Origin of the sequence: Klebsiella africana, from assembly GCF_020526085.1 — a bacterium.
GTDB lineage: Bacteria > Pseudomonadota > Gammaproteobacteria > Enterobacterales > Enterobacteriaceae > Klebsiella > Klebsiella africana.
The window spans coordinates 1,193,920-1,211,934 of record NZ_CP084874.1; the positions used below are offsets into that span (position 1 = coordinate 1,193,920).

At 56.4% G+C, this 18,015-nt stretch carries 15 protein-coding genes, 1 other RNA gene and 3 pseudogenes; 6 read left to right on the forward strand and 13 right to left on the reverse strand.

Annotated features, from left to right (window positions below):
* Nucleotides 1–3: 3 nt before the first annotated feature.
* The 6 genes from LGL98_RS05855 to speB are packed head-to-tail and all read right to left on the reverse strand — an operon-like array spanning nt 4 to nt 5,995.
* Nucleotides 4–732, reverse strand: a complete 729-nt coding sequence (locus tag LGL98_RS05855) for a class II aldolase/adducin family protein (RefSeq protein WP_136030478.1) — start codon at nt 730–732, stop codon at nt 4–6.
* Nucleotides 733–2,253: an amino acid ABC transporter permease/ATP-binding protein gene (locus LGL98_RS05860; protein WP_136030480.1), complete on the reverse strand. Its 1,521-nt coding sequence runs from the start codon at nt 2,251–2,253 to the stop codon at nt 733–735. It lies immediately after the preceding gene.
* Between the two features lie 30 nt (nt 2,254–2,283).
* A complete protein-coding gene (locus tag LGL98_RS05865; RefSeq protein ID WP_136030528.1) occupies nt 2,284–3,087 on the reverse strand; it encodes an ABC transporter substrate-binding protein in 804 nt (267 codons plus the stop codon).
* A 19-nt stretch (nt 3,088–3,106) separates the two neighbouring features.
* Nucleotides 3,107–4,174 carry an isopenicillin N synthase family dioxygenase gene (locus LGL98_RS05870; protein WP_136030482.1) on the reverse strand — a complete coding sequence of 356 codons (1,068 nt, stop codon included), beginning with the start codon at nt 4,172–4,174 and terminating at the stop codon, nt 3,107–3,109.
* Nucleotides 4,171–5,034: a sugar phosphate isomerase/epimerase family protein gene (locus LGL98_RS05875; RefSeq protein ID WP_136030484.1), complete on the reverse strand. Its 864-nt coding sequence runs from the start codon at nt 5,032–5,034 to the stop codon at nt 4,171–4,173. Before LGL98_RS05875 ends, LGL98_RS05870 begins: the two co-directional genes overlap by 4 nt.
* Nucleotides 5,035–5,044: 10 nt before the next feature.
* The gene (gene speB, locus LGL98_RS05880) at nt 5,045–5,995 is read right to left on the reverse strand and encodes an agmatinase (RefSeq protein WP_136030486.1); all 951 of its coding nucleotides are present in this window, start codon (nt 5,993–5,995) and stop codon (nt 5,045–5,047) included.
* A 115-nt stretch (nt 5,996–6,110) separates the two neighbouring features.
* Between speB and LGL98_RS05885 the strand changes: the two genes are divergently transcribed.
* Both LGL98_RS05885 and oqxR read left to right on the forward strand, forming a co-directional pair.
* Nucleotides 6,111–7,022 carry a LysR family transcriptional regulator gene (locus tag LGL98_RS05885; RefSeq protein WP_004205760.1) on the forward strand — a complete coding sequence of 304 codons (912 nt, stop codon included), beginning with the start codon at nt 6,111–6,113 and terminating at the stop codon, nt 7,020–7,022.
* 412 nt (nt 7,023–7,434) lie between these two features.
* On the forward strand, nt 7,435–7,914 hold the full coding sequence (oqxR, locus tag LGL98_RS05890) for an efflux pump transcriptional repressor OqxR (RefSeq protein WP_000888203.1): 480 nt from the start codon (nt 7,435–7,437) through the stop codon (nt 7,912–7,914).
* Nucleotides 7,915–7,981: 67 nt separating this feature from the next.
* Here the strand turns inward: oqxR and oqxB are convergent, their stop codons facing one another.
* Together oqxB and oqxA are read right to left on the reverse strand one after the other, a co-directional pair.
* A complete protein-coding gene (oqxB, locus tag LGL98_RS05895) occupies nt 7,982–11,134 on the reverse strand; it encodes a multidrug efflux RND transporter permease subunit OqxB (RefSeq protein WP_000347934.1) in 3,153 nt (1,050 codons plus the stop codon).
* Nucleotides 11,135–11,157: 23 nt separating this feature from the next.
* Entirely contained in the window at nt 11,158–12,333 is a 1,176-nt protein-coding gene (gene oqxA / locus LGL98_RS05900; protein WP_136030488.1) for a multidrug efflux RND transporter periplasmic adaptor subunit OqxA, read from the reverse strand.
* Between the two features lie 333 nt (nt 12,334–12,666).
* Between oqxA and rarA the strand changes: the two genes are divergently transcribed.
* Nucleotides 12,667–13,020 carry an efflux pump transcriptional regulator RarA gene (gene rarA, locus LGL98_RS05905; RefSeq protein ID WP_168435249.1) on the forward strand — a complete coding sequence of 118 codons (354 nt, stop codon included), beginning with the start codon at nt 12,667–12,669 and terminating at the stop codon, nt 13,018–13,020.
* Between the two features lie 19 nt (nt 13,021–13,039).
* Here rarA and LGL98_RS05910 read toward each other — a convergent pair.
* Nucleotides 13,040–13,243: pseudogene (locus tag LGL98_RS05910) on the reverse strand (flavin reductase); the annotation flags it as partial.
* A 30-nt stretch (nt 13,244–13,273) separates the two neighbouring features.
* On the opposite strand from LGL98_RS05910, the pseudogene LGL98_RS05915 reads away from it, so the two are divergent.
* Nucleotides 13,274–13,758, forward strand: a pseudogene (locus LGL98_RS05915) (LysR substrate-binding domain-containing protein); the annotation flags it as partial.
* 150 nt (nt 13,759–13,908) lie between these two features.
* On the opposite strand, the gene LGL98_RS05920 reads toward LGL98_RS05915, so the two are convergent.
* The 4 genes and pseudogenes from LGL98_RS05920 to smpB form a co-directional block, all read right to left on the reverse strand.
* Nucleotides 13,909–15,255 carry a B12-binding domain-containing radical SAM protein gene (locus LGL98_RS05920; RefSeq protein ID WP_136030492.1) on the reverse strand — a complete coding sequence of 449 codons (1,347 nt, stop codon included), beginning with the start codon at nt 15,253–15,255 and terminating at the stop codon, nt 13,909–13,911.
* 192 nt (nt 15,256–15,447) lie between these two features.
* Nucleotides 15,448–15,967 (reverse strand): annotated as a pseudogene (locus LGL98_RS05925) (integrase core domain-containing protein); the annotation flags it as partial.
* A gap of 184 nt (nt 15,968–16,151) precedes the next feature.
* Nucleotides 16,152–16,514, reverse strand: a transfer-messenger RNA (tmRNA) gene (gene ssrA / locus LGL98_RS05930).
* Between the two features lie 143 nt (nt 16,515–16,657).
* Nucleotides 16,658–17,140 carry an SsrA-binding protein SmpB gene (gene smpB, locus LGL98_RS05935; protein WP_002914164.1) on the reverse strand — a complete coding sequence of 161 codons (483 nt, stop codon included), beginning with the start codon at nt 17,138–17,140 and terminating at the stop codon, nt 16,658–16,660.
* Between the two features lie 149 nt (nt 17,141–17,289).
* On the opposite strand from smpB, the gene LGL98_RS05940 reads away from it, so the two are divergent.
* Together LGL98_RS05940 and LGL98_RS05945 are read left to right on the forward strand one after the other, a co-directional pair.
* A complete protein-coding gene (locus LGL98_RS05940) occupies nt 17,290–17,727 on the forward strand; it encodes a type II toxin-antitoxin system RatA family toxin (protein WP_004174798.1) in 438 nt (145 codons plus the stop codon).
* Nucleotides 17,717–18,007 (forward strand): RnfH family protein, encoded by a 291-nt coding sequence (locus LGL98_RS05945; RefSeq protein WP_136030494.1) that lies wholly within the window; start codon nt 17,717–17,719, stop codon nt 18,005–18,007. Before LGL98_RS05940 ends, LGL98_RS05945 begins: the two co-directional genes overlap by 11 nt.
* The last annotated feature ends 8 nt before the right edge of the window (nt 18,008–18,015 follow it).

Here is an 18,015-nt window from a genome sequence, read left to right on the forward strand (position 1 = left end):
GCGCTAGTCTTTGTAAGAGGTATCGAGACGGTCAAGACGGCGCAGCCACGCCTGCCAGACCTGTTGACGTTCATGCTCCACACCCATCAGTTGCGCGCAGGCGTGCTGGCTGAGGTGCGGGGCGATGGTGTGGATCGGGCTGATGGCCGCCAGCTGGGCGGCGGCCATCTGGATCTCGCAGGCGCGGTTCAGGTAGTACATGATATAAAACGCGTCGGCCACGGTGCGGCCCACCGACAGCAGGCCGTGGCTCTGAAGGATCATGGCGATATTATTCCCCAGCGAGCGCTGAATGCGTGTCCGTTCGTCGAGGTCAAAGGCCACCCCTTCATAGGGATGGTAGCCGACGCGCTGGTAAAACTCGGTGCTGATCTGGTTGAGCTGCAGCAGGCCGTCCTCGCAGGCGGCCACCGCCATTCCCGGTAGCGTATGGGTGTGGATCACGCAGTGGGCATCTTCCCTGGCCATATGAACCGCACTGTGGATGGTAAAGCCCGCCGAGTTAGCCGGCGCGTCGCCCTCTACGACCTTGCCCTGCATATCCACCACGATCAGGTTGCTGGCGGTGACTTCGTCAAACATCATGCCGAAGGGATTAATTAAAAAACGCGGCTCGCCGTCGCCGGGCAGGCGCACGGAGAAGTGGGTGTAGAGGGTATCCTCCCAGCCGAACAGCGCCGCCAGACGGTAGGCGGCGGCCAGCTGCTGGCGCAGGTGTTGCTCAGTTGCCATTTAGTGCACTCCCATAAATTCACGGATTCGTTGCAGAGAAGGGGCTTCCAGCGGGCTGCGGATCACCTGCGGGGCAATATCGGCCTGCACCACGCCATTCTCCATCAGCACCACGCGGTCGGAAATCGACAAGGCGAAGTCCATCTCGTGAGTGACAATCAGCATGGTCATACCTTCGCGGGCCAGCGACTGAATGACCTTCAGCACTTCGCCCACCAGCTCCGGATCCAGCGCCGAGGTCGGCTCGTCAAACAGCATAATGTCCGGCTTCAGCGCCAGCGCCCGGGCGATCGCCACGCGCTGCTGTTGACCGCCGGAGAGCTGCCCGGGGTACTTGTGGGCATGGGCCAGCAGGCCGACGCGGTCGAGCAGCGCCAGGGCCTGCTCGCGGGCGACCGGCTGGTCCAGCAGTTGGTGATAGCGCGGGGCCAGCATCACGTTGTCGAGCACCGTGCGGTGGGGGAACAGGTTGAAGCTCTGGAAGACCATGCCGATGCGCCGCACCCCGGCACGCATCTGGCGTTTGTCGACGATAGCTCCGCCCTTCAGATAGTCTTCGCCGTAGAGAATGATCTCCCCGCCATCAAGGCTTTCGAGGGCGTTGATGGTGCGGATCAGGGTGGTTTTGCCGGAGCCGGATGGGCCGATGATGCTGATCACCTCCCCGTTCTCCACCTGCAGATCGATGCCTTTCAGCACCTCATGCTGACCCCAGGATTTGCGGATGCCCCGCAGATCGAGCGCTGGCGGCGCGCCGTTGACGGCCGGCGTTTTGATCTCCTCCGTCAGCGCCGGCAGGCTCTGGCGCAGCGCCTGGCATTCCGCCTCGCTGAGGGTTTGCGGACGCTTGCGCTGAATATCGAGACGATTTTCCAGCGCCCGGAACAGCCAGGTGAAGACGGTAACCACCATCACGTAGTACACCGCCACCGCCAGCAGGGTCTCCATCACGAGGAAATTTTGCGCATACAAGCGCTGGCCGGTGAGCAGCAGCTCGGGTAAGGAGACCACCGACAGAATCGAGCTCAGCTTAATGATGGTGATGTATTCATTGATCAGCGTCGGCAGCGAGATGCGAAACGCCTGAGGGATCACAATCAACCGCTGGATGCCGATAAAGCTGAAGCTCAGCGCATGGCCCGCCTCGCTCTGCCCCTTGGCCACCGACAGCAGTCCGCCGCGGTGGATCTCCGCCATATAGGCCGCTTCGGTGACGGTCATTGACACCAGCCCGGCGATAAACGGCACCCCGAGCAGCGGCTGGGTCACCGGAAACAGCTGCGGCAGGTTGTAGACAAACACCAGCAGCACCATCAGCGGCACGCTGCGAAAAAACCAGATATAGAGTTCGACGGGGATCTTGATCCAGCGCGGCGCCGAGAGCTTCGCGCAGGCTAGCAGAAAACCGACCACCAGGCCGATCCCCCAGGACAGAGTGCTGATCACGATGACGGTCACGCACGCCTGCCAGAATGCTCCAATGCTAAACAATGAAAAAAAGTAACCCCAATCGAACGCCATACCGACTCCTGTTGCGCAGTGCTTATTGTCTTAATCGATGCTTTCTAAGTTGTATTTTTTGATCAGCGCGGCATATTGGCCGTTGGCTTTCAGCGTGGCCAGGGTAGCCTTGATCGCCTCCGCCAGCTCGGTGTTGCCTTTGGCGACGTAGATCCCCAGCGGCAGCGGGTAGACCAGACGCGTAGAGCTTATCGCCAGGCGACCGCGGCTCTTGTCGACGATGATCTGCGCCGCCGGGGCTATCTCTAGCTGGGCGCCGATGTTCTTCGACAGCAGGGCCTGGGAGGCTTCCGGCGCCGTCGGGAACTCCTGAATGGTGATGGCCGATTTGCCGTTTTTCAGGCACCACTCATCGGAGTGTTTTTTCAGGCTGGTCACCCAGGTGGTGCCTGCCTGCAGACCGACCTTCACGCCGCACAGCTCATCTTCGGTTTTCGGCTGCACCGCGCCACCCTTCAGGGCGATGATCGACGCGCCAGAGAGGGCGTAAGGGATGGCGTCGGCCTGCTTCTGGCGCTCCGGCGTCACGTACATCCCGGAGATCACCGCGTCATATTTCTTGCCGATGCCGAGGATCAGGCTGGTGAACTTGGTGTCGATGAGCTGCGGTTTGGCCTGCAGATGCTCGGCGATCAGCGTCGCGAACTCCGGGTCGAGACCGACGATGTTGTTATTGCTGTCATAGGACTCAAACGGCGGGTAGGTGACCTCCATCCCCACCTTAAAGACGCCTTCGGTCAGCAGTTCCGCCGCCTGGGTGACAGGGGAAAAACAGGCGCTGACGGCGAGGGTAAGCGCAACGCGGCGCGAGATTTTTTTCAGGGTGCTAGTCATCATGGTTCCTCACGGGGGGTTAGGGGTTTTTTTGCTGTGCCTGTTTTTTCAGATGGCCAAACGTATTGGTGCCGCGCGCGCGCTCCGGCAGCTGGAGCTCGCCGCGATTGACCTTTTCGCGCAGGTAGCGATAGGTTTGCAGGGCCTGGCTCCACATATGCTCCCCGATGCTGAGTTCCTGATATTCACCGGCTTCGCCGGCGGCGAGAAAGGTCGGCAGCGGGCGGATCAGCGTGTGGTAATCGCAGGCGAAAAACAGCGGGAAGGAGTACCGCTCCTGCGGCACTTTGCGCACCCGGTGGGCTGTAGCAACAAATGTGCCAGCGCTGAGCACTTCCAGCATGTCGCCGATATTGATCACGAACGCCTCTTCTCCGGCGGCGTTCTTGACGGGAGGTGCATCGATCCACACGCTTTCTTCATTGAGGACTTCAAGCCCGGGCTGGTCGGCGAGCAGCAGGGTGAAGCACTCATAGTCGGTGTGTGCACCAATTCCGGGAACATCTTCGACGCTGGCGTCGAACGGGTAATGGATCAGCCGAAGCTTAGCCGGCGGGCAGGTCACCATCGGTTTGAAATACCCTTCCGGCAGGCCGAGCGCGAGGGCGAAAGCGTCGAACAGGCGGTGGCCGAGGGCGAAGACCGCGTCGTAGTAGGCCAGCACCCGCGCGCGGAAATCCGGCAGATCGGGCCACTCGTTGGCGCCGATAAGCGGCGTACCGGCGAGCACCAGCGGATGGTCATCCGCCGCCTGGAAGCCGATATCGAAAGCCTCTTTATGGTCCGGCTTGCCGGCGCCGTAGATCTCTTCTCCTTCCGGAACGTAGCCCTTATGGCTTTTGGATCGGCCGATGTAATAGTTCATCTTCTCCTCCATCGGCAGGGCGAAGATCTGCTTCGCCGCCTCGCGGACGCCAGCGATCAGCGCCGGGTCGATGCCGTGGCCGGTGATATAGAAAAAGCCCACCTCGCGCGCCGCGCGGCCGATGGCGTCGGCCACCGCCTGACGCCTGGCGAGGTCATCGCCGGCCAGATCGCGGATATCGATGGTCGGGAGTTCAGTAAAAGCGTGCTTCACGGCGGTCATGGCTGCGGTTCCTGTTCAGTGAGCGATAAAAACTGCTGAAAGTGGGCCTGCTGGCGCGCGGCCATCCAGGCGTTGAGCGACCAGAGATCGGCGACCGGGACGTTGGTGAACGGCAGGTGGTGCAGATAGCCGTCGGCGCCAAACTCCGGGGTCAGCGTGGTCTGCGGGTAGCCGCGCCGGCGCTGTGAATGCCAGACCTGCTCCCAGAAACGCTCGGCAAAGGCCAGCGCCGGCTGATACTCCGGCGCCGCCGGATGCGGCACCTGCGGCCCCTGGTCGTAGCCCACCCGGGCCTGCACGTGATGCACGCGGTCGATAAAGACGCTGAAGTCATCGCAGGGGTCATCCAGCAGGCGCTCGCTGACCACCACCCAGTGGCTGATGTCGGCGGTAAAGCGCAGCTGGGGGAGTTGCTGAACGATCTCCAGGGTGAGCCACGGGCTGTACAGCGAGGTGGCGCGATGGGTTTCAAAACTGCAGGTCAAACCAAACCCGGCGGCCAGCTCGTGCGCCTTGCCGAGAAAATCGACCTGCTGCGCCAGCGGCCAGCGATCGTTGCCCGCCAGCAGATTGACAAAGCGCGGGTTGAGGCTGCTGGCCTCGGCGAAGCGGGTCTGCAGGCGCGCCAGATGCTGCTCTGGCGTTTCATGCTGGGCGGGGAGCACTCCGCCGCCGCTGAAAAGAATGGCGATATACTCCAGCCCCGACGCCTGCAGGCGGTCGGCGAGCTGCCGTCGCTCGGCCACCATTAACGGCACGCGGGCTTCGATACCGCAGCAGCCGACGCGCTGCAGTTCATCCAGCGTTTGCGACCAGGGGGTGGTGACTCCCCAGAGGGTGCGAAAGCATTTCAGCTCCATGGCGGCTTCCTCAGGCGTACTTCACGCCGGGCAGGACGCAGAGCATCTCGTACAGCAGGTTGGCCGCCAGCTGGGAGGTATTACCGCTCACGTCATAGGGGGGCGAGACCTCGACCAGATCGGCGCCAATCAGGTTCAGGCCGCGGCAGCCGCGGACGATCTCCAGCGCCTGAATGGAGGTCAGGCCGCCGACTTCCGGCGTCCCGGTTCCCGGAGCCCAGATGGGATCGAGGCTGTCGATATCAAAGCTGAGATACACCGGTCCGTCGCCCATCTGCTGACGGACTTCGGCCATCAGCGGCGCCAGCGAGGTATGCCAGCACTGTTCCGCCTGCACCAGGCGAAAGCCCTGGTCAACGCCCCACTGGAAGTCGCCGGCGGCATAGCCCTGGGCGCGCTGGCCAATCTGCACCACCCGTTTGAGGTCGAGCAGTCCCTCCTCAACGGCGCGGCGGAAGGTGGTGCCGTGGGCGATTTTCTCTCCGAACATCTCATCATTGGTATCGGTATGGGCGTCGACGTGGATGAGCCCCACCGGACCATGTTTTTTGGTCAGCGCCCGCAGGATCGGCAGGGTAATGGTGTGGTCCCCGCCGAGGGTCAGCGGGATCAGCGGATAACTATTCAAACCGGTGTAGTAATCTTCAATAATTTGCACCGATTTGAGCAGGCTATAGGTATTGATCGGCACATCGCCGATGTCGGCCACCGACAGCGAGTCGAACGGCGCGGCGCCGGTCGCCATATTGTACGGACGGATCATCACCGATTCGGCGCGAATATAGCGTGGTCCGTAGCGCGTGCCTGAGCGCTGCGAGGTGCCGATATCCAGCGGAATGCCGATAAACGCCGCGTCAAGTCCCTGTAAATCTTCGATAAACGGCAGGCGCATCATTGTGGCGCGGCCGGCGAAGCGTGGCATCTCATTGCCACCCTGCGGTTGGTGAAAAAGGTTATCCATGTCTGCTCCTGATTCTGACGGATGAAACGTAACAGGAGAGATAGTGCGCAACCCGCGCTGGACTTTACATCGTCTGGCGTAAATACTCAGTTCATTTATTGGTGAACTAAATACGATGCATAACGACGCCAGCCTCAATATTCGCCAGCTGCAGGTTTTCGAGGCGGTGGCCCGCCTGGAGAGCTATAGCCGTGCCCAGCAGGAGCTGGGTATTTCGGTCTCCGCCATCAGCAATGCGATGTCGCAGCTGGAGGGGCAGCTCGGCTTCACCCTCTGCCAGCGCGGGCGCGGCGGCTTTTCCTTAACGGAAAAAGGACAGCAGTTTTTACAGCAGGCGATCCGCGTACTGAGCGAACTCAATGAGCTGGAGCGGCAGTCGGCGCTGCTCAAAGGGGAGCATAGCGGCACCCTGTGTATCTCGACGCTCGACTCCATCGAGACCGAAACGGCGCTCTCGCTGCCGGTGGTCCTGCGCAGCTTCAGCGACAAATTTCCCCATGTGCATATCAAACTGATTATTCGCACCCCGGCGGAGCAACTGAACGGGGTGCTGAACAACCATATCGACCTGGCCATCGGCAGCTACAACTCGCAGGTGCATAACATCATCAGCGAGCCGCTGTACCGCGAACAGCACTGGCTCTACTGCAGCGATCTGCACCCGATGTTCTTCAGCCGTCAGCTGGATAAAGAGCAGATCAGCCAGTGCCCGCTGGTGACCCGCAGCTACTGGAACACCAGTGACCTGCGCCGCCGGGGCTTCAGCAAAGGCAGCGCCACCGTTGAGACCGTCGACGCCCAGCTGCTGTTGATCCTCTCGGGGAAATATATTGGCTATTTGCCGGAGCATTACGCCTGGCCGTGGATCAAAGAGAACCGCCTGCGGGTGCTGCTGCCCAACGAGTTTGGCTTTCAGTCGCCGTTCTCGGCCATCTGTAAGCGCGGGCGCAGCAATGAGCCCTATCTGAAAGCGTTCCGCGACCTGCTGAAGAAAAACACGGTGGCGCGACCGAAGTGGAATTACTGAGTGGGGTAGGGCTTCCTTCCGCCGTGATGGTGGCTCTGGCGCTCAGCGCACAGCCTGGGTGGGGGAGTTTTCCCTGTTCAAAAAACGAACGGCAGCCGGTAGCCCGCCCGGGCTGCGGCTGCCAGGCAACTGCCTCCAGGTTATCCACAGGGTTAGGCGCCGCTGGTGTGGACAGGTCGCCGGGCGACAGGGCGCGGCTAGCGGACCAAAGGATGGCGTTTGCGTTCAATAAAACGGTACGAAAGGGAATCTGTGTTTGCCCGCCTTTGCCCGTGAAATCAGAAAATTTACTTCGCAGGCTAACCGCAGATTGCTTCAAAAAAATTCCCGTATTTGTTATATTGTTGTTCATTGCTTATTCACCTCTGCGGTGCCAAAAAGAACAAGATTCACCGCAACCCAGGACACTACCATGTTAGATTACCGCTTCCCGACAGCTTTGCAGATGGTTCTCAGCGTAGCAATGGCGGAGCAGATGGGTGAACGTTCGACGAGTGCGATTCTGGCCTACGGCCTGGAAGCGAACCCGAGCTTTATCCGTAAACTAATGGTTCCGCTTACTCGTGACGGCATTATCGTCTCCACGCTTGGCCGCAACGGCTCTATTCATCTTGGCCGCCCGGCGGACAAGATCACCCTGCGTGATATCTATCTTTCGGTTATCGAAGATAAAAAACTGTGGGCGTCGCGTCCTGACGTCCCGGCCCGCTGCGTGGTCAGCGCCAACGCCTGCTGGTACTTCAAATCGGTTGCCGATGAAGCAGAGCAGGCTTCGTTAAACGTCCTCGCTCGCCACACCGTGGCCAGCGCGCTGGAGGCGGTCAAAAACGCCGATACCAGCGGCTGCGACCCGGTGCCGGAAATGATCGCCCGCTTTAAAAAAGCGCATTAATCATTTTCTGGTGACGAAAAAAAACCGCCTTCAATTGTGAAGGCGGTTTTTTATTATCTGCTGCAGGCTAGGCGGGCAGATCCTCCTGGACCGGTTTCCTGCGGGTCACCAGTTTCCGCAGCGTCACGTAAAACACCGGCGTCAGGAACAGACCGAAGAGCGTCACGCCCAGCATCCCGGAGAATACCGTGATCCCGGTGACGCCGCGGACTTCCGCCCCCGCGCCATGGCCGAGGATCAGCGGAATGGTTCCGGCGATAAAGGCGATGGAGGTCATCACGATCGGGCGCAGACGCAGGCGGCATGCCTCCAGCGCCGCTTCCATGATGCCTTTCCCCTGGATCTCCAGCTCGCGGGCAAACTCGACGATCAGAATGGCGTTTTTACAGGCCAGGCCCATCAGGACCACCAGCCCCACCTGCACGAAGACGTTGTTATCGCCCCCGGTCAGCCAGACGCCAAACAGCGCGGAGAGCATCGTCATCGGCACGATAAGGATCACCGCCAGCGGCAGGGTCCAGCTTTCATACAGCGCCGCCAGCACGAGGAACGCCAGCAGCACCGCCACCGGGAAGACGATCAGCGCCGTGTTGCCCTGGGTGGCCTGCTGGAAGCTCAGATCCGTCCACTCAATATTCATCCCATTCGGCAGGATCTGCTTCGACAGCTCCTCCAGATGCGTCATCGCCTGCGAAGAAGAGAGGACCCGCGGATCGGCATCGCCAATCAGGTCCGCCGCCGGATAACCGTTGTAGCGGATCACCGGATCCGGCCCGTAGGTGGTACTGATATTCACCATACTGCCGATCGGCACCATTTCGCCCTGATTATTGCGGGTGCGCAGATTGGCGATATCTTCCACGCTCTCGCGGTATGGCCCATCGGCCTGGGCCATCACGCGCCAGGTACGCCCGAACTGGTTAAAGTCATTGACATAAGACGAGCCGAGATAGGTCTGCAGCGTACCGAACAGATCGGTCAGCGATACCCCCTGCGCTTTCGCCTTATCGCGATCGACCTGCACGTCCAGCTGCGGCACGTTAGCCTGGTAAGTCGAGATCGGGAAGTGCATCCCCGGCGTCTGCATAATCGCCCCGGACATCGCATTCACCGCGCTTTGCAGCGCGCCATAGCCCAGCCCACCGCGATCCTGGATGTACAGGGAGTAGCCGGAACCCTGGCCCAGTCCTAAAATCGGCGGCGGCAGGATGGAGAAGCCAAAGCCCTGCTGAATTTGCGCGATTTTGGCGTTGATCTCGGCGTTAATTTCCGCCGCCGTGTGTTTGCGCTGGTCGAACGGTTTGAGGCCAAAAAAGACCGTCCCGGTATTCGGCGTGTTGGTGAACTGCAGCGCGTTAAGCCCCGGGAAAGCGACCGCATAGTCGACCCCTTCGGTATTCATCCCGATCTCGCTCATCTTGCGGATCACCGCATCGGTGCGCGCCAGCGACGACCCTTCCGGCATCTTCACGCCGCCAATGAGATACAGCTTATCCTGGGTGGGAATAAACCCGCCGGGGACGACTTTAAACATCACCCCAGCGGCGCAGAGCAGCAGCAGATACACCGCAAACACTGCGCCACGGCGTCCAAGCGTTTTGCCTACCAGTCCCTGATAGCCGTTCGAGCTGCGCAGGAAAAAGCGGTTAAACGGACGGAAAATCCAGCCAAACAGGCGATCGATCAGCCGGGTAGGGAGGTCTTTCTTCGCGCCGTGCGGCTTTAACAGCAGGGCCGCCAGCGCCGGGGAGAGCGTCAGCGAGTTGATGGCCGAGATCACCGTCGAGATGGCGATGGTCACCGCGAACTGTTTGTAGAACTGGCCGGTGACCCCGGAGAGAAACGCCATCGGCACGAACACCGCACACAGCACCAGCGCAATGGCGATAATCGGCCCGGAGACCTCACGCATCGCCTGATGCGCCGCGGCAAGCGGCGCAAGCCCCTCTTCGATATTACGCTCGACGTTCTCCACCACCACGATGGCGTCGTCCACCACGATACCAATAGCCAGTACCAGCCCGAACAGGCTGAGAGTATTCAGCGAGAAGCCCAGCAGATAGAGAATGCTGAAGGTACCCACCACCGATACCGGCACCGCGATCAGCGGGATAATCGACGCGCGCCAGGTCTGCAGGAACAGGATCACCACCAGCACCACCAGCACCACTGCTTCCAGCAACGTCTGCACCACCGCGCGGATGGAGTCGCGCACGAAAACCGTCGGGTCGTACGGCGCCGCCCATTGCATATCTTCCGGGAAGCGGGTGGCCAGTTCAGCCATTTTGGCGCGTACCGCGTTCGACAGATCGATGGCGTTTGCCCCCGGCGACTGGAAGATACCGATCCCGACCGCATCCTTATTGTTGAGCTGGGAGCGCAGCGCATAGCTGCCGGAACCCATCTCGATGCGCGCCACGTCGCGCAGGCGGACCAGCGAGCCGTCCTGCGCCGTTTTCAGAATGATATTGCCAAACTCTTCTTCGGTATGCAGACGGCCCTGGGCGTTAATGGAGATCAGGAAATCGCTCTCCTGCGGCAGCGGCTCGGCGCCAAGCTGTCCGGCAGACACCTGGACGTTTTGCTCCTGCATCGCCGTCACCACATCCGAAGCCGTCAGACCGCGGGCCGCGACCTTATTGGGATCCAGCCAGACGCGCATCGCATATTCACCGGAGCCAAAAATCTGGATCTGGCCGACGCCGGGCAGGCGCGCCAGCTCATCCTTCACTTTCAGCGTGGCGTAGTTGCGCATATACAGCGAGTCGTACTTCCCGCCGGGGGAGAACAGATGCACCACCAGGGTCAGCGTCGGAGACTGTTTCTGGGTGGTGATCCCCAGACGGCGCACATCCTCCGGCAGACGCGCTTCCGCCTGCGCGACCCGGTTCTGCACCTGAACCTGCGCCTGATCCGGGTCGGTACCCGGGCGGAAGGTGACGGTGGTGACCAGCACGCCGTCGGAGCCAGCGACCGATTTCATGTACATCATGTTTTCAACGCCGTTGATCGCTTCCTCCAGCGGCGTCGCCACGGTCTCGGCAATCACTTTCGGGTTGGCGCCGGGATACTCCGCGCGCACCTGGACGCTCGGCGGGACGACGTCCGGATATTCGCTCACCGGCAGCAGCGGGATAGCGATTAACCCGGTGATAAAAATTAAAATCGACAGCACCGCGGCGAAAATCGGCCTGTCGATAAAAAAGCGGGAAAAGTCCATGTCTTGGATTCTCTGATTAGGGATCAGTTGAGGGCTGCGCTGGAGGTCATGGCAACGTTTTTGGCGTTAACCGGCATACCCGGCATAAACACTTTTTGTAACCCGTCGACGATGACGCTATCCCCAGGGTTTAACCCCTTCTGAACGATGCGTAAACCGTCTGCCAGACGCCCCGAGGTAATATCACGTCGCTGCGCTTTACCATCTTTATCAACGATATAGACGTATTTACGATCCTGATCGGTCAGTACCGCTTTGTCGTCGATCAGCGTGGCGTTGAACTCGGCGCTGCCCGGCAGACGCACGCGGGCAAACAGCCCCGGCGTGAACAGACGCTGCGAGTTATCCAGCAGCGCACGCATGCGGATGGTGCCGGTACTCGGCGTTAACTGATTATCGAGAAAATCCACTTTGCCCTGATGGGGGTAGCCCTCCTCGCCAACCAGGCCAATCTCCACCGGGAGCGCCTGATTATCGCTGGACGCCCCTTGCCCACGGCGGGCGAGGTTTTGATAGTGAAGGTAGGTTGACTCGTCGACGTCAAAGTAAACGTACACCGTCTTCTGCGAGACCAGAGTGGTGAGCACGCTGGCGGTGTCGCCCGCGGTGACCAGGTTACCGCTGGTGATCAGCGCCCGGCTGGCGCGGCCGTCAATAGGGGCGGTCACTTTGGTGAAGTCAAGGTTAAGCTGCGCGGCATCCACTGCCGCCTGCGCGGCGCGAATATCAGCCTGCGCCTGAACCGCGGTTGACCGGCGCTGCTCCCACTCTTCACGGGAGACAAGATTGGTATGGACTAATTTATCGGTGCGGTTCGCCTCGCTTTGCGCCAGGCTGGCCTGCGTTTTGGCTCTCGCCAGCGTCGCCTGCGCCTGCTCCAGCGCGGCGCGATAGGTTCTGTCATCTATGGTGAACAGCACCTGGCCCTTTTTCACCTCCTGGCCGTCGGTGTAATTCACTTTATCGATATATCCCGAGACGCGGGGGCGGAGCTGAACACTCTCCACCGCTTCAATGCGACCGTTAAAACTATCCCACTGACTGATCGACTTCACCAGCACCTTAGCGGCGCTGACCGTCGGAGCGGGAGGCGTGGCGTTTTGCGCGACGCTGTCGTCGCAGCCGACGAGCAGAAAGGAGAGCATCATCGCGCCGAGCGCGGTCAGGTGAATGTTTCCCCAGGTTTTTTGCAGGCTCATTATTTTTATTCCGGTAAATGTAGCCGCCGGGCAAGACGCAGCGTGAGAGGCCGCGCCACTTCCTTTGTCCGGGCTGGCTTAAGGCCATTTGTGTCGATCATCGCCACAAAACTGTAACAATTTCGAATACACTATCGCGGCGATTGTAGGAAGGCGCTTAACTAAGTGCAAGAATAATTGTTGCACTTTATGTGCGGTCCAGGGGGAGATAAAAAACCGCGATCCTGGCGTGGATTTAAATGTAACAATAAAACTTGCATTTTGTGTAAAAACAGGCCACCTTTAAATGCAATTGACAAAGATGCTTTTAACCGGCCGCGAGGGGGTAACATGATGAACACTGGCGCCATCATTCAGGATCTGATCGACTGGATCGACAACCATCTTGATAGCCGTCTGGATATTGACACCGTTGCCCGACGAGCCGGCTATTCGAAGTGGCACCTGCAGCGGATCTTCAAAGAACATACCGGGCAGCCCCTCGGAGAATATATTCGGGCGAAAAAGCTGCAAAAGTCGATCGAACGCTTGGCCCACAGCAACGAGCCGATCCTCAACGTGGCGATTGCCCTCGGCTTTGACTCCCAGCAGTCCTTCAACCGCAGCTTTAAGCGCCAGTTTGGCCAGGCGCCCGGCGTCTGGCGCCGGAGTATCAGCCGCTCTGCAGGGCAGGTATCTCATCATTGAGCTGCATGACCGGGGAGGGTCAGTCCTGACCCGGCCCATGATCAAACTTGCTGCCTTTGCCGATGGCATAGAATTGCCCGCCTGCGACATAGTGAACGGTCCGTAGCTCGTCCGGCGCATCATCAAAAATCCAGTGTCCGTTGCGGAATAGCCGATCATCGCTCCAGGCGGCGACGATATCGCCCATAAACAGAGCGTGTTGCTGCTGAACCGGAGCACAAGGCGGGTGAGTTTTACCCCGTAAGGGGTGTTGCATCTGCCGAACTTTTCCCGGCGCTATCCCGAGAACGACCTGGCGATCGGCGTCAGCGAGCGGCAGGTCGATCCCATTCATGAAGGCGTTGATGGCGTGATACAAACGGGAGAGCTGAACAACTCCAGCCTGATCGCCCGCCCTCTGGGCCGCTTTTGCTGGTTAATCTGCGCGTCACCGGACTATCTCTGGGAATATGGCGTACCGCCGTCACCGGAGGCGCTCTCTGCACCGGGCCATGCAATATTTCTCCGGCCAGGCGAGACGGGCCGATGAATTTCGCTTCGTTCGCCACGAAGAGGCCTTTTCTGTACCTGTCAGCGGGAACGCCGCGGTGAATGACTCGGGGCTCTATATAAAAATGAGCCAGGCAGGATTTAGGCTGGCGCAGCTGGCGGAGAATATCGTTGCTGACCACCTGCAGGGGGGAAGCTGGTGGAAGTGCTGCGGACTGGCAGCCACCCCCGGTACCCGTCATATTTTTGATAGTTGATGGCCATGTTTTTACGCTTAGATTAACTATTTTAATATGAGACAGCGTTTGTTTAAGTCCGCTTTATATAAAGCGGACAATTCTAGCGCAGTTTTTTTTAGCTTGCCAACTTTAATTAATGAGTTTTTGAGTTGTCAGATTATTAATCACATTTGAAGCTATAATTAGCATTCTCGAGGGCGATTTCTTTTTTGAACTGCTCGAAACTAAAATCGCGTGGATAATATGAGAATGCTTTTAAATTAAAAAAATGCTCCATAGACATAAATTCTCTGGAGAGTTTTTTTGCTTCATCTAAGGCTTTGTAATAATTTAACGTGTTACTAAGGTGAAAATTTGTAACACCGAGAAAACTCTCTTCATGACATATTGTTGCACCATGTTGCATAAGGTTGTCAATAAAGCTTTGTTTGTTATGATCCCAGCCGAACGCAGATACAACTCCACATGAAACACCGTAAATATATTCTCTGTGAGCGTTTAACCATTTACGAGTTTCACTTATTGTAGTATCAGTTTCTCCTGCGTAAAACATGATATTAACTTTTGTTTTTATTTTATTTTTGAAGCAAAGCTCTAATAGTCTGGATGCTCGGTTTAAGTAATTTTCTGGCTTTGGTGTTTTATGCATCTTTTGCAATTGCTCTAAACTGGCACTCTCAAGACCAAGATCTATTACACGCATGCCTGCTTCGGCCATCAGGGGGATGATTTTGTTTGACAGGGCGTCAACTCGGCATTCAGCACGCCATGAGAAGAAATTTTGATTTTTTTTACGTACATCAATAAGCTCTTTCAACCATTCTTCAGTAGGAGTAAAAAGGGATGCTTCAAAATAGGGGGTCATTGTTCGATAATTATCATGAAGCAGTAAATCATTGTATTCTTCCATGATAAGTTTTGGTGGTTTTAGTTTCGTTAGTAGCTCATCTTTTTCCTGACAAAACAAGCAACCTTTACCACAACCTCTCGATACTTCAATACTTGGTTGGTAATATTTGCGATCATTTAGTAATGAATAATTAAGTGGTAAATAGCTATAGTCATTATTGTCGGTTTTACCAGTAAGGGTCTTGAGTATTTTATTCTCACCTAAACCACTAATTATCTCATCAATGTATGGAAGTTCGGCCTTTAAAAGATCTTCGTCGTCATTGATTACCCATCGTCCACCGATGATTATTTTGTTGTTTATCTTATGTTTAATAAGGGATGTGAGTTCCTTTGTCCAAGACAAAGCGTAGTAACTTGGTATAGATATATAAATTGGATGTTGTGTATTTAATAGACCATTGTCTATTAATTTTTCAAAAAAATTGATTGGCGACATAAAGTTACCATGAAAAACACGGGGCTTATAACCCGCATTATTTACTACAGTGGCTAAGGAAAGAAGGCCGTAGTTAAGGTACATATTTCGCTGATTAGAAATATTTGCCCCTTTCTTTGTTTTGAGTTGCCCGGCAGAAATAAAGAAAATATAACTCATTTTATTTAACTTTTTAGAGAAGTGGTGGATTTTAGTATGGTATTGAATGTTCTGGTCTTTCAAGGTAATTAATTGTTGAAATATTGATTTAAATCAATGGAGTAAAATATAACTGTAGTTTATGTAACAATAATTAATTATAGGTCAAAATTAATTGTTGGAAGTCTAAGTGTAAATAGACTCGCATTAGTTTCAGGTGTTTTTTGATATCCTGGTACAATAGTTGTGTTGCCGATCTTCCTCCGGCGTCATATTGTCATGTGATTCATGGGGAGCGTTTTCAGTTATATTCTGGCATCCGTATTCCCGTGTTTTCTCGCACTTCATTCAGCATTCTGAACAGATAAAAACGAGTATTTCTGTACGGTATGTTCGGTTAAAACATCCAATGAAAGTGTTTGGCGTTGGCTTACCGGGCTGAATAAATTCCAGTTCTACTGCGTGTTGCTCTGACCGTTCAGTCAATGCAAGTGAGATAAATTCCGGACCATTATCCATGCGTAGCATGACCGGATAGCCGCAATCCTGTCGAGCATACGGACCACGCATAGCGCTAGCAAATTCAGATCAATTTCAATCGACAACGCCTCACTGTTAAAGTCATCAACGACATTGAACGTGAGAAAACGACGGCACAGACCAGGGCATCATGCATAAAATCGACAGACCAGCTCTGGTTCAGCGCTTCCGGTGTGGCCAGTGGTGAGACATTAGGCCCAACGAAAACAATAGAGCTTTTCGTTGGGCCTATCAATGGGCCTAAAAAGTTCAGGTTAAATTAGTTTTCTTGAGATTTTACGGGACGAATTGAAGATACAAAAAAGCCCGCAGGGCTTGCGCCGTGCGGGCTCTTAGGACTTCATCGGATGACTCTGGTAATCACCGATGGAGAATTTTGGTGGAGCTGGCGGGAGTTGAACCCGCGTCCGAAATTCCTACATCCTCGGCACTACATGCTTAGTCAGTCTTTACATTCGCTTGCCAGCTGCGGACAGACACGCCACTAACAAACTAGCCTGATTAGATTTAACGCTTCAACCCCAGGCAGGGCATCCACGCGATCTCTTTTGGGTTTGACCTCTCTTTGATCCCCGTCTTAAGAGCGGAAGCTAGGGAGAGAGGGCTCAGAGCAGGTTATTAAGCTGCTAAAGCGTAGTTTTCGTCGTTTGCGACTATTTTTTGCGGCTTTTTACGAGGCCAACCGCCCCTCGGCATGCACCTTGGGTTTCGCAAATCCCGTCGAATCCAGAATCAGCCCCAATGTGTAGGTCAAGTATAACAGATTTGTGAATGTCGTTACCAGCCCCATCACGCAGGATTATTTCAGCAGGGTGGACGAAAAAGCAGCATCAACAAGGATATAGCGTAAGGGCCAGCGAGAGCTGGCCCTCAGGGGAGGGGATTAACGCCCGGCGTGCTTCATAATACGCGCCTTATCCAGCGCCCATTCACGATCTTTCAGGTCGGTACGTTTGTCGTGCTGTTTCTTACCTTTGGCGACGCCGATTTTCACTTTGCACCAGGCGTTCTTCCAGTACAGCGATAGGGCGACGACAGTGTAACCTTCGCGGTTAATGCGGCCGTACAGGGTGTCCAGCTCACGCTGGTTGAGCAGCAGCTTACGGGTGCGCGTCGGGTCACACACATAGTGAGTGGAAGCCACGGCCATGGGCGTAAAGTTGGCGCCGAACAGGAAGGCCTCGCCATCCTTCAGGATGACATAGCTATCGCCGATGTTGGCTTTGCCTGCACGCAGGGATTTGACTTCCCAGCCCTGCAGGGCGAGACCAGCCTCGTATTCATCTTCGATAAAGTATTCGTGACGGGCGCGTTTATTCAGCGCAATGGTGGCTGATCCAGGTTTGTGGGCTTTTTTCTTAGTCATAATGTCCTGAAGTCATCGTCTTATACACAGTTACCTCGATCGCATCCTGCGAGGTGTACTGCGCATCTTAGCACGAGTTGTGGCACAGCGTTTTTTTTAGCAGCAGATAAATGATATTATTTGCACTGTGTTTAAATGTGGAACCTGCTATGCCTCAGATTAGCCGTACTGCGCTGGTGCCTTTCAGCGCGGAACAGATGTATCAACTGGTAAACGATGTGAAGTCCTATCCTGATTTTCTGCCAGGCTGCACCGGTAGCCGCGTGCTGGAATTGGGGCCGACGCAAATGACGGCGGCGGTTGATGTGTCCAAAGCCGGCATCAGTAAGACCTTCACCACACGCAATACACTGACCAGCAACCAGAGCATTTTGATGAGCCTGGTAGATGGCCCGTTCAAGAAGCTGATTGGCGGCTGGAAGTTTATTCCGCTGAGCCCCGAGGCCTGCAAAATCGAATTCCATCTCGATTTCGAGTTTACCAATAAACTGATTGAGATGGCTTTTGGCCGGATCTTCAAAGAGCTGGCCGCTAACATGGTGCAGGCGTTCACTTCGCGCGCCAAAGAGGTTTACAGTGCCGGCTAATATTCGTGTTGAAGTCGCCTACGCACTGCCTGAAAAGCAGTATCTGCAGCAGGTCACCCTGGACGAGGGGGCGACGGTCGAGCAGGCGATTATCGCCAGCGGTCTGCTGGCGCTGCGTGATGACATCGATCTGGCGAAAAACAAGCTGGGTATCTACAGTCGTCCGGTTAAGCTGCATGACGAAGTTCACGACGGCGACCGGGTGGAAATCTATCGTCCGCTTATCGCAGACCCGAAAGAGCTGCGTCGCCAGCGGGCAGAGAAAAGCGCCGCTAAGTAACCTGCAGC

Excerpts from the sequence above, each read along its gene's own strand:
- LGL98_RS05855 (WP_136030478.1), bottom strand. The coding sequence starts at position 732 with ATGGCAACTGAGCAACACCTGCGCCAGCAGCTGGCCGCCGCCTACCGT.
- LGL98_RS05860 (WP_136030480.1), bottom strand. The coding sequence starts at position 2,253 with ATGGCGTTCGATTGGGGTTACTTTTTTTCATTGTTTAGCATTGGAGCA.
- LGL98_RS05865 (WP_136030528.1), bottom strand. The coding sequence starts at position 3,087 with ATGACTAGCACCCTGAAAAAAATCTCGCGCCGCGTTGCGCTTACCCTC.
- LGL98_RS05870 (WP_136030482.1), bottom strand. The coding sequence starts at position 4,174 with ATGACCGCCGTGAAGCACGCTTTTACTGAACTCCCGACCATCGATATC.
- LGL98_RS05875 (WP_136030484.1), bottom strand. The coding sequence starts at position 5,034 with ATGGAGCTGAAATGCTTTCGCACCCTCTGGGGAGTCACCACCCCCTGG.
- speB (WP_136030486.1), bottom strand. The coding sequence starts at position 5,995 with ATGGATAACCTTTTTCACCAACCGCAGGGTGGCAATGAGATGCCACGC.
- LGL98_RS05885 (WP_004205760.1), top strand. The coding sequence starts at position 6,111 with ATGCATAACGACGCCAGCCTCAATATTCGCCAGCTGCAGGTTTTCGAG.
- oqxR (WP_000888203.1), top strand. The coding sequence starts at position 7,435 with ATGTTAGATTACCGCTTCCCGACAGCTTTGCAGATGGTTCTCAGCGTA.
- oqxB (WP_000347934.1), bottom strand. The coding sequence starts at position 11,134 with ATGGACTTTTCCCGCTTTTTTATCGACAGGCCGATTTTCGCCGCGGTG.
- oqxA (WP_136030488.1), bottom strand. The coding sequence starts at position 12,333 with ATGAGCCTGCAAAAAACCTGGGGAAACATTCACCTGACCGCGCTCGGC.
- rarA (WP_168435249.1), top strand. The coding sequence starts at position 12,667 with ATGAACACTGGCGCCATCATTCAGGATCTGATCGACTGGATCGACAAC.
- LGL98_RS05920 (WP_136030492.1), bottom strand. The coding sequence starts at position 15,255 with ATGAGTTATATTTTCTTTATTTCTGCCGGGCAACTCAAAACAAAGAAA.
- smpB (WP_002914164.1), bottom strand. The coding sequence starts at position 17,140 with ATGACTAAGAAAAAAGCCCACAAACCTGGATCAGCCACCATTGCGCTG.
- LGL98_RS05940 (WP_004174798.1), top strand. The coding sequence starts at position 17,290 with ATGCCTCAGATTAGCCGTACTGCGCTGGTGCCTTTCAGCGCGGAACAG.